The organism is Sulfurimonas lacustris, assembly GCF_059705355.1.
Window position 1 is genome coordinate 1,590,692 of the sequence record NZ_AP046125.1, and the last position, 11,224, is coordinate 1,601,915.

An 11,224-nucleotide genomic window follows, 5' to 3' on the forward strand; every position below is an offset into this window, starting at 1 on the left:
CTTAGTTTTTAACGGGGCTAAAGCCCCATTTCCGATAAAGTGCATAAAAGTTTTTAATCTTTTTTAGCCTCATCCACTTCAGCCAACATCTCTTCAAACCCCTCAAGGCTTCTGCCGCCGATGGTTGTGTAGATGATTTTGCCGTCACTCTTTAAGAAGTAGTGTCTTGGTACGGGTTTGGTTTCAAGATGTGCGGGGATGTCGTCTATGTCTCTGGATAGATAGAGCAAAACATACTTTTTTTTGAGTTTTGCTTCCACATCCTTGCGCACTAAAACCTCTTCTTTAAACTTTTCACAATATTTGCAATACTCCGAACCTAAAAAGAGATAGACATCTTTTTTCTCTTTTTTTGCCGCTGCGAGTGCCGCTTCATAATCGCCTGACCATTTTAGCTCCACACCCATAAGCATCGCAAAGAGTGCCATCATAAGAACGATTACTCTCATTTCTTACTCCCAATTCTCTATAAGATTTTTGAAAACTTCATAGAGTTTTTCTACCTCTTTTCTTGAAGTTCTCTCATTTACGGCGTGAATTGTATCATTTATTACGCCAAATTCGACAACGTCTATACCCAGCAGAGCCATGTATCTGGCATCGGAAGTTCCGCCTGCCGTGGAGTGTTTTGGTTTTATGTGGGTTACTCTCTCTATCGCCGCATCAATGTTTTTTACTACTTTAGAGGAGACATCGGTTCTAAAGGGGTAAGAGCCTTGCGTGAGGGTAAGTTCATACTCCAACCCCTCAAGATTTTTTGCTACAAACGCACGTACCTCTTCTTGTGTTGTGAGTGTTGTATTTCTGACATTGAACATCATCTTTAGTTCGTTTGGCGTGACATTTGTTACCTGCATGCCGGCTCTTATGTCGGTGATGACAAACTTGCTTGGTGCAAAAAAAGCATCGCCGTTATCCAAATCAACCCCCGCCATACCGACAAGCCTTGGAGCGATAAGGTTGATGGGATTTACCCCTTTTTCAGGGTATGCCGCATGCCCCTGTTTGCCCTTTAGCGTGATATAGCCATTAATCGACCCACGGCGACCCACCTTGATGGCATCTCCAAAAACCGCCTCACATGTCGGCTCCGCCACCACTGCGACATCAGGAAGCATGTCATGCTCTTTGAGATAGCGAAGCATCTCTATAGTGCCATGTGTCGCCTCGCCCTCTTCATCGGAGGTTAGCAGAATCGAGAGCGTTCCGTTAAATTTTTCTGTCTCTTTGAGTGCTTGCACAAATGCCGCAACGCCGCTTTTCATATCTTGCGTGCCACGCCCGTAGATGTAGCCATCTTTTTCCACCGCTTTGTAAGGGTCACTGCTCCACCCCTCGCCTGCTGGCACAACATCCACATGCCCCGCAAAACAGAGGTGTTCCCCATCGCCAAATTTTTTATAGAGAAAAAGATTTTTGACACCTTCTACATCAACGCGCACCGCCTCAAAATCCTCAAGATACTCTGCTACAAAATCCAAAAGCCCGCCATCATCCGGCGTTTGACTTTTCTGCTCTATCATGTATTTAAAAAGTTCGATTATTTTCATCATTGTTCCGTTCAAAATAAAAAAGCTAATTATACTAAACTTTTCTCATGCCATTGAAAAGTGTTATCTTATTTCACACTTTTTAATTATTTCATATAAAACTAAATTTAAATTTTAACTATAAATAACTTTTATGATAACATAGCACTTACAAGAAAATAAGAGGTTTTATATGTTCAGTCTTGAAAAAGAGCGTCGTCAAAAATATTCTAATGAAGTCATCCATGCCCTTGAAGAGTACTCTTACCGCTACAAAAGATACCACATCAACTTTGCTCTAGCTCTTTGCTACTGCTCAAAAGAAGAAGCAGTGCTTTCAGAGCTAGTTGATATAAAAAGAAAAACTGACAGATTTATTCTACTTGAGAACAATTTATGTTGCGTTATTTTTGACTGCATCGACCATAAAACATCCAAAAAAGCGGCTCAAAACCTAGAAGCTCAAATTCAAGAGCACTGTACTAATAAAGACTATTTTATGCGTGCAGTAAGCTCTCTTGAGTGTGAAAGCGCTTCAAAAATGATAAACTCACTCTTTGACACTCTCGAAGAGTTCTTATATAACGCAAACCTTAAAAAGATTTAGTCCCAATCATCAAGCACAAACCCCTTTGGTTCGTTTATCTCGGGGTCGGTTGCTTTTTGCGCCTCTTTTTTACTCAAACGCTCCTCAAACTTTAGCTCCAAACCGCTGCTTGTCATCATAAAGCCATCTATCTTTATACTTCCCTCATGGATGGCTTTGTGGTGTTCTTTGCAAAGAGGGACAAGGTTGTGCTTGGCGTCTTTGTGAAAATGCCCTATAAAACCGCTGCTATCGGCTAAAGATTGGTGGTTTATGTGATGCACATCTTCTGCCATCGCTCCACAAATAACGCACTTTGTCACATAGAGCTCTTTGTTGTACTTGCTTGTTTTTTTCTTGACAAGCAGTTCTAACTCATCAAAATCTTTTGCCAATCTTTTGCGGATTTTGTTTGCCATATCTAAAAAATCGCCGTCCATGTGAAGCGATTTTGCAAACTCCAGACCATAGATACTGCTTCCGCTCCCGCTTTGAAGCACTCTGTTAAAAAGTAGTTTGTCCTGCGCCTCATCATACGCAACGCTTAGGTGCAGATCCACAACATTTTTTTGCTCACGTATCTCTCGCATCGTGGAGAGTTGATGAAGATGTGTCGCAAAGAGAAAAAGTGAGCGCATACGAGCGAGCTTGATGATGGCACTTGAGACTATCGCCACACCTGAGAGCGTCTCTGTTCCGTGGCTTATCTCATCGCCGAGGATAAGTGAGCGCACGCTTGCACGGTTGAAGATATTTTTGAGTTCAAGCATCTCTACTGCAAAGGTTGAGAGTCCTTTTGCGAGGTTGTCTCGTGAGACGATGCGGGTAAATAGCGAATCAAAAAGAGAAAACTTCATAGCCGAAGCACTTACAAAAAACCCTGCTTGTGCCATAAGCGTGGCTAGCCCGATGCTCTTCATAAGGGAGGATTTTCCGCTTGAATTTATCCCGTAAAGCAAAACCCCGTTTATCTGATGTCCGTCATGAACCGCCACCTCAAGCATAACCGTTTTTGGATGCGGCAAATCAACATAATCACGGTTGCCCATCACGATATCGTTTGGAACATACAGACCGCCTCGCTCCTGAATCTCTATGAGCGGATGACGCAACTGCATTATCTGTAAAAAGTTCTCGTCTCTTTTGACATCCACTATCATCGGTCTTGTGTGTTTGTACGTCTGGGCTACTTTTGAGGAGCTTACCCCGACATCCAAGTCCGCAACATAGGCGATAACACGGTCAAAAAGGAGTGCGTAGCGTTTTTCAAATACACCTTGAAGCTGTACAAACCTCTCTTTTGCCAAAGTGACGATTTTGCGGCGATTTTTCATCAAACGGTCTGAGAGGGTGTCTGTAAAATCGGAGGTGATTTTTACGCTGTTGGTAAACTTTTTTACCACGCATTTTTTGAACTCCTCGCTTCTAGTAAACTCACTCTCTATCATCGAAAATCTGTTTTTACTCAAAGAGATGTAGTACCCCTCTTTTTCCAAAAGACCAAGTGCCACGGTAGAGTTTGCCCCGCCTGCACCAGCAGATTCTAGCATCGTCTCTATCTTTGCCATCATGTCATCAAAGGCTATAAGCATCGTTTGGTTCTCTTTGACAAGCGTGTCGATAGCCTCATCCACACCGCTCATCAAAAAGTTATCATCAATAGTCGCATGGGTAAAACGGCGGGAGATATCCAAATCTATAGTTTTAGAGATATCACGTAAAAACTCATCAACCTCGCTCTCATGAAAAGGGATTTTTTGTATCTTATGCTTTTTTGCGTAACCTATAAGCTCTTTGACGCTTTGCATAGAATCGTAAATGTGGTTTATCTCAAAAGGGTGCAGTCTGCCCAGATAGAGCCTGCGGGAGAGCCTCTGGACATCGTAAATCCCACGCATCACCTCATCGAGATAACGTACATGAGAGGAGACTTTTTCTATGAGATTGTAGCGGCGTTCAAGCTCCTCTTTTTCCATGATAGGATTTAAAAGTCTCTCTTTTAAAAACCTGCGTCCAACCGCCGTCGCACTCTTGTCAAGAAGCCTTAAGAGTGTGAGTTCGTTTCTATCTTTGGAAATAACACTCATCTGCTCAAAAGCGTTGTTGCCAAGGTACATAAAGCGTCTGTTGTCGATGATTTTTGGGTAGTCAAGCTTTTGGACTATGTGGATATCATGCTCTATAACAAAGTGAATCAAAATCGCCAAAGACTCCGTTATCATCGGACTTCTCTCCAAGTCCAAGTGTTCTATGGGAGAGAGAAGAGAGCGGATTTGGTAAACCTCGCTAAAGAGTTCATTTTGAAACTCTATACGAGGGCGTTGGTTGTTTACGCTGTAGTGGTAATGCTCCGCTATCTCAAGGTAGTACATCACATGACGCTGGTCATCCACTCCGTCCAAAAAGGTAACGACAACCTCTGATGTACGGTAAACATTTAAAAGGTTAAAAAGCTCATCAAGCGCATAGGATGGGTCTTCACTCGTTCCATGGCTCTCATAAAGCCAAGTTTTGCCCGTTGTAACATCTATGGCACTGTAGCCTACAAAGTAGATATCTCTATGTTTATCAACCAAAATCGAGACAATGTAGTTGTCGTCATTATCGATAATATGGTCAAAGTTCGTCCCCGGAGAGACTATCTGGGAGATGTAGCGGCTGATTTTTGGAGGATTGCCCTTTTGTTTAACAACAATAACGGTGTATTTTTGCTCTGCGATAAGACGGCTTAAGTAGCGTTCAAACGAGACGGCGGGAACACCTGCTAGAAGAGGATTTTTATCGCTGTTTTCTAAAATGCTTTTGTTTTTTTTGGTAAGCTGGATATTTAAAAGCTCAGCTATCTCTTTTGCCTTGCCGACTTGCTCTTCATCGTTGTTTATCTCATAAACCTCAAAAAAAGTCCCTATCTCCATAAAAACAACCGTATCCACACCATACTTCGCCTCAAAATGCCTTTGAAGGTCAAAATAGATTTGCGTTAAAAGTTTGTCTTTGGAGTTTAAAAGAGTTTCAACATCTGATGCAAGCATGGTTTACTTTTTTTGTTATTTTTTAAAGGTGGGGATTATAACATAAAGAGACTTTAACAAAATCCTTCACAAAGGAAGGATTGAGAGATTAGACCTCTACACAACCGCCATAGTAAAGTTAAGGCTTGGGTCATCGGCAGGCGTTACGCTGTAGCTTGAGTTCACTGTTAAGTTTGTAACATCCGTGCCGCCTTGTATATCGGTAATGGTGATTTTTGTTCCCTGCGTGTTGTTTGCTATGTCCAATGTCAAATTTGTACCGTCAATCCAAGTAGCCAAAACATCTGCGCTCAACTCCATCGTATAGGCGGTTGCTTGGTCTATATCCAGTGATTCGATATTTGAAAACAAATCGTTATAGCCTGCATCCGTAAAGTCAACATTTTGAGTAAAAGTTCTTATATCAACTCTGTCTGCTCCGCCTGCCCCATCTATACTCAGCTTTCCATCTCTTATAGCCGTATAGTCAACATAAAAGGTATCGTTACCGCTGCCGCCTATAAAATTTATATGCGCATCATTAGCAAAATCAACATCATCAAAATTTTTGTTATGTGCATAAAATGATCTACCGCTGTTGTTAAGAGCTGTTACATTGAGCGTTGAGTCAGCACCGATGTCAAAATCTTCAAAAGTGTTATAGTAGTTATCCGTCATGTTAATAGTTTGATTTGTTCCAAGTTTGAGAGTGTCTATATTTCCTCCCGCATCGAGGTAAAAAGTGGCATCGTTACCCAAGGTTGCATTGCTAAAATCAAATATATCATTTCCGTTATAGCCATAAATATAGACTTTACCGCTAAACTCACTAAAGTTTATATTGCTAAAGTCAAATGTTTCAGCGCTGTTCGTACCGTAAAGATAAAAATTCCCGCTTCCTTTTATAGTTTGAAACTGTGATAACTGGGAGAGATTAAGATAACCGCTATAAGATTGAAGGTCTAGTGTTTCAAAATCACTTACGGTCTTATTTCTCAAATCAACATTTTGAACAAGCTGAAGAATATCTGTGCCTCCGTTACCATCATAAATCTCGCCTGAAGTATTTCTGGTAATTATAGTGTCATTCCCCGCACCGCCGTAAAGGCTATCCGTACCGCTCCAACCGTCCAGATACATACCTGAGTTATTGGCAGTTATGGTATCATTTCCCGTGCTGCCGATGATTTTTGTAAAGTTTTTCACTTTATCATCGTAAATAGTACCTGTACTCATATCTACGGTTGCATAGCCGCTGCCATCAACTGCCGTCATATCAAGAACGAAGCCGTTATTCGTTCCCGTATAATTAAGCGTGTTTGTACCCGCACCACCGTCTATAGTGTCATTGTTTGAGATACCGCTGTCATATCTTCCATATCCATAAACAGTATCATCACCATCACCGGCATCTATAGTGTCATTGTTTCTATCTCCGTAGATGATATCATTGCCTGCTCCCCCATAGATAGTGTCGGCTCCATCTCCGGCTCTGATGGTGTCATCCCCGTCAAATCCATAAATCCGATCACTTCCATTGTAACCGTTTATAACATTGCTCTGAGAATTACCATAGAGCGCATCGTCATACCATGAACCGCCAAATCCTTCAAACTCATAAGCGAGATTGACACCTCCGTTTGCATTATAGCCATCAATCCAAGTTCCATCCACTCCATTTGTACTATTTGTTGAGTACTGAATCGTTCCTGTTTCGGTTAGCCTGATATTGCGAGATCCTGCAACCAAGCCATCATCATAAAGTTCTAGGTAGTCTATGCCTAAGCCACCCCAGCTTACATCCAGTCCTGCACCCGGTCTAATGTAGTCATCTCCACCCCCACCATAGAGTGTATCATTGCCGCCCCTGCTCTCAAGTCTGTCATTGCCATCAAGCGCCCAGATGGTCTCTGCACTCGTATTATTTCCATAGACAACATCATTGCCGTTTGTAGCCACTATCTGCTCAACACTCTTTATGAGGTCAAGAAGCCTGTTTGTTGTCGTCTCTTTTACCATAACAAAATCAGTGCTGTTTAAGTCAACCGTTATACCTTGTATCTCTTCCATAAAATTTGGGTTAGTGACACGGTTCGGATAATCAGCAGGGTTGTAACTTATCCAGTCGCTGCCTGCCCCACCGTCTATAAAGTCATAACCACCGCCTGCGAGTATGCGGTCATCTCCAGCTCCTGCTTCTATGAAGTTAGTATTTCCGTTTCCATAAATAGTGTCATTGTAAGCAGAGGCTCGGATATCTTCTACATTGACAATCGTATCTTTGATAGTAGTACTGCCATCGTTTTTTAGAGTATAGTCAAACTCCTCCCCGTTTGGTCTGTCAAAATGGACAATCATGCCCTCCGTCGCATTTTCGTAACTCAGCGTATCCGTGTCGCCCCCACCGTCTATATAGTCGTTCCCGCTACCGGCGATAAGAGTATCGTAACCGTCTCCGCCAAGTAGTGTGTTATTGCCACCTCTTCCATCAAGTCTATCACTGCCTCCAAGACCTGAGAGGATATTATCCACAAGGACATTTCCATAAATGGTATCGTTATAGCTGCTGCCTTTGACATTTTCTACATCTTCTACAATGTCATAACCTATGGGTTGGAGATTTTCTAAACCGCTCTCTGTAAGTGTAGTGCTTATGGCATTGCCGTCTTCATCGTATGTAAATTTTCCATCTCTATCTGCAAATTTTGAGATGACGTTGATTTTGTCATTTGCATCTATAACCTCATCACCGTTTACATCAATATCAAGCCCATCAACATAAACCCCATCCAAATCAACATAAACCCCTTTGTAGTAGGCGAGCATATCGACATCAAGAGAGTTTGCGATTGGATTGCCATCCCCATCTAGTTCTACATATGTTCCGTTTAACTTTTGGCTCTCCTCGGCAGACAACAAACCTACTTGGTCAAGCAGTTTTACCTCACTTGATGCAAAACTTTTGACACTTTCATAGCTAAGTGTATCTTTCCCCGCATACTCCATGGCATCAACTCCGCCTTTATCTGCGTCGCCATAAATGTAGTTTGTACCGCTTCCCCCATAGAGCGTGTCATCCCCCGCACTCAGATAGACCTTGTCGTCTCCTGCTGCGTCATATATCGTGTCTTGAACCATACCGCCGTATATGGTATTATCTCCGCTGCCGTCTTTTATGATGTTGACATTTGGCTCTTTTGATAAGATAAATCCTTCATCCTGACCATTTACAAAATCAGTCTTCTTATAGGTGTAATCACTTGCGGCTGTTATGTCTTTGAGAGCAAAAGTGTATTGGTTGGTATAGGATTGAGACGGCAAAAGGTCTGTTGTCTCCAAGTATGCATCATCAAGCTTGTAGTTTGCAGTTATAGCAATGTTAAAAGGAGAAGCAAGTGCGGCATCATACTCTATGACAAACTCTGCGCTCTTAAATTTTGTGAGAAAATCTGCATCATCAAAAGAGATGACATTACCAAGTGCATCTTTAAAAACCATCTGCTCTTTAGTAAGCGTCGAGCCAACAATAGCATTTCCGTCTTTATCGAGGATGGTTACACCTACGGGAAGACCGCTTAGAGTAAAGCTATCGACATAAAATCCCTCAGGCATTTGCGGCTCAAACCTTAAAACCCTAGAGAGCTCCGTTGAGCCCTCCGCTCTGATAATCATATCTTCGCTTCTTTGGCTCATATCTATGGTTTCTGCTTCAAACTGGTTGGTTATAGAATCAAATTTATAACCGTTGATACTTCCGCCGCCGCCTAAAATCTCTATCTGCCCATCATCATTTATAGTCTCTTTATATGTTGTTTGATGTGCTGTAGCTTTAAAATAAAAGACAGGCTTTGCAGCGTCGTTAACCGTGCCCCCCGTTGGGATGTAACTTGTAAAGTGTCGGCTGTAAGAATCAGAGTAATAATCCGTAAAAGGATTTTCTATAATAACAGGAATAGGCTCTTGAAATGTATTGATAGTGGAAAAATCTTCGTATGTTAATTTTTTGGCATCATTTTCTCCATCAGCAAATGAGTCTCCGAAGCTTTGCTGTAGTGAGACATCTTTGGTGAGCTTACGTGTTAAATCCTCAAGCTCCTCAATGATTTTTTTGACTTTATCTTCATACTGGATATCAGCTTCAACCGCTATGGAATCAAAGGGCAAATCATTGACCTCTTTAACCTGAGAAAGAACATCCTCAAGAGTAAATTTTTGACCGCCTACTCCAAAAAAAGAGGGAGGACTTTCACTGTAGCCCATAAGCGCCATAGATACGAAAGTAAAACTCCCTCCATTTGGCATAGATACAACGATGTCACCACCAACAAGGCGATACTCCAAAGAGGCTAAATCAACACCTGCCATTTCATAAAAAACATTATCACCAGGGCGAACATACACCGCTATATTCTGACCTTTTAGCGGTATTTTTTTTACAACAACTTTATTGCTCTGATACTGCAAAACATCTTTTGCATCCACTGTAAATTCTGTTGTTTGTGTTATTTGATTTTTGTTTTGTTCTGGCATTGTGAACTCCTTGAGTATCGTTTATGTGCCTTTTTTTACCGCGTTTGGTCTATTTTAACATATATCATAAGATAGACTGCTTATTTTTTATTTACTCTTTTCAAAAAAGCATTTGCGAAAGAGTAGCCGTTCTTTTTGGATTTCTCCATCCAAAAAAGCCCTTTCTCTTTGTCTTGCGCAACTCCGTACCCCTCATAATGGAAAAGCCCTATATAGTACTGCGCCTTTGCGTACCCAGCGGCGGCCGCCTCAAAGTACCAAAAAAACGCCTCTTCATAGCTCTGTTCTACAAGCTCCCCGCTTCTGTAAAAATCACCAAGTTGTGTTTGCGCAAATTTATTTCCTTTTTTTGCAGAAAACTCAAGCCAAGAGAGTGTTTTATCGTACTCTTTGGATGTACCCTCGGCACTATAGTACATAAGTGCCAAATTAAACGCTGCCACGTCATCACCGAGATTTGCGGCTCTCTCATACCACTCAAAAGCTTTTTTCAAATCCTTTTGCGTACCGATACCAAAATAGTACAAACGTGCCAAGTTGTTTTGAGCAGGAAGAAGCCCTGCTTGCGCCGCTTTTTCATACCACTCAAAAGCTTTTGCTAACACCTTTTTATCTGCTACAAATGTTTCGTACAGCACCGCAAGGTTAAACTGAGCAGGAACATATCCTTGCATTGCCGCTTGCTCGTAGAGTAGTATCGCCTCTTTTATGTTTTTTTCAACACCAATGCCGTTTTCATAAAAATATCCCAGCTTGTTTTGCGCAGTTGCGTTGCCAAGTGCTACAGCTTTTTGCAGCCAGTAGATACTCTTATCTAAGTTTTTTTCAACTCCTTCACCATGTTCATACATGAGTGCAAGATTGTACTGTGCATAGGCATTCTCTTTTTGAGCGGCAACTAAAAACAGCGCATGTGCTTTTGTGAACTCTTTACTTTGGTAAAACTCCATTCCCTTTTCAAAGTCACCACAAAAAGCTAATGAGAAAAAAGAGAGATGAAGTAAAATGAACGTAGCAATTTTCATTAATTTTTCACGCTCTCTTTTATCAAACCATTTTCAAACTCATTTTTTATACTACATTTGCTCATATCTTTGGTGGGCTTGATAAAAATATTTCTATATCTGTCAGTCTCATTGGTATCAAAAGAATCAATATCATCACTTTTTTGGGTTACAAAATACTCGATCTTCTCCCAAATATCTAGGTGTTCATTCTCCCCAAAAAGATACTTGTCCGTTTTTTCTGCACCAAAAGAGCCCTCCGCCTCAAGCGTAGCCAAAGTGCCACACGCATCCTCTTCTACTTTAAGCAGATAATCTTTATGATGCAAACTATAAAAATCAAACCCTATTTTTGTAACTTCAAGTCGGTCTCTGTATGCATCTACGATATACTCATACTCTTTGCCACTTTTAAAAGCATATTTTCCTGCAAGAAGTATCTCATCTTTTGTATAGCTTGGATAGTAGGCTGAAGTAAGAACTTCTTTATGACTACAACCGCTAAAAAGTAAAAAAAGAGCACCCAAACCGATACTAAAAAGTTTTTTTTTCATCTACGCTCTC

7 protein-coding genes are annotated in these 11,224 nt (G+C 41.4%); 1 reads left to right on the forward strand and 6 read right to left on the reverse strand.

Annotation, left to right across the window (positions count from 1 at the left end; all coding sequences use genetic code 11):
* Positions 1-53: 53 nt before the first annotated feature.
* Together AC6H4V_RS08275 and dapE are read right to left on the reverse strand one after the other, a co-directional pair.
* Positions 54-449, reverse strand: coding sequence for a thioredoxin family protein (locus tag AC6H4V_RS08275; protein ID WP_497606447.1), 396 nt, complete (start codon positions 447-449; stop codon positions 54-56).
* A 3-nt stretch (positions 450-452) separates the two neighbouring features.
* Complete coding sequence (gene dapE / locus AC6H4V_RS08280; protein ID WP_497606448.1) at positions 453-1,550, reverse strand: succinyl-diaminopimelate desuccinylase; 1,098 nt, start codon at positions 1,548-1,550, stop codon at positions 453-455.
* Between the two features lie 172 nt (positions 1,551-1,722).
* On the opposite strand from dapE, the gene AC6H4V_RS08285 reads away from it, so the two are divergent.
* Positions 1,723-2,136: a hypothetical protein gene (locus AC6H4V_RS08285; RefSeq protein ID WP_497606449.1), complete on the forward strand. Its 414-nt coding sequence runs from the start codon at positions 1,723-1,725 to the stop codon at positions 2,134-2,136.
* Here AC6H4V_RS08285 and AC6H4V_RS08290 read toward each other — a convergent pair.
* The 4 genes from AC6H4V_RS08290 to AC6H4V_RS08305 form a co-directional block, all read right to left on the reverse strand.
* A complete protein-coding gene (locus AC6H4V_RS08290) occupies positions 2,133-5,147 on the reverse strand; it encodes a MutS-related protein (RefSeq protein ID WP_497606450.1) in 3,015 nt (1,004 codons plus the stop codon). The two genes, AC6H4V_RS08285 and AC6H4V_RS08290, sit on opposite strands and share 4 nt — an antisense overlap.
* A gap of 96 nt (positions 5,148-5,243) precedes the next feature.
* Positions 5,244-9,656, reverse strand: a complete 4,413-nt coding sequence (locus AC6H4V_RS08295; protein ID WP_497606451.1) for a calcium-binding protein — start codon at positions 9,654-9,656, stop codon at positions 5,244-5,246.
* A gap of 80 nt (positions 9,657-9,736) precedes the next feature.
* A complete protein-coding gene (locus AC6H4V_RS08300; RefSeq protein ID WP_497606452.1) occupies positions 9,737-10,681 on the reverse strand; it encodes a tetratricopeptide repeat protein in 945 nt (314 codons plus the stop codon).
* The gene (locus tag AC6H4V_RS08305; protein WP_428729270.1) at positions 10,681-11,214 is read right to left on the reverse strand and encodes a hypothetical protein; all 534 of its coding nucleotides are present in this window, start codon (positions 11,212-11,214) and stop codon (positions 10,681-10,683) included. The genes AC6H4V_RS08300 and AC6H4V_RS08305 overlap by 1 nt, the downstream gene beginning before the upstream one ends.
* Between the last annotated feature and the right edge of the window lie 10 nt (positions 11,215-11,224).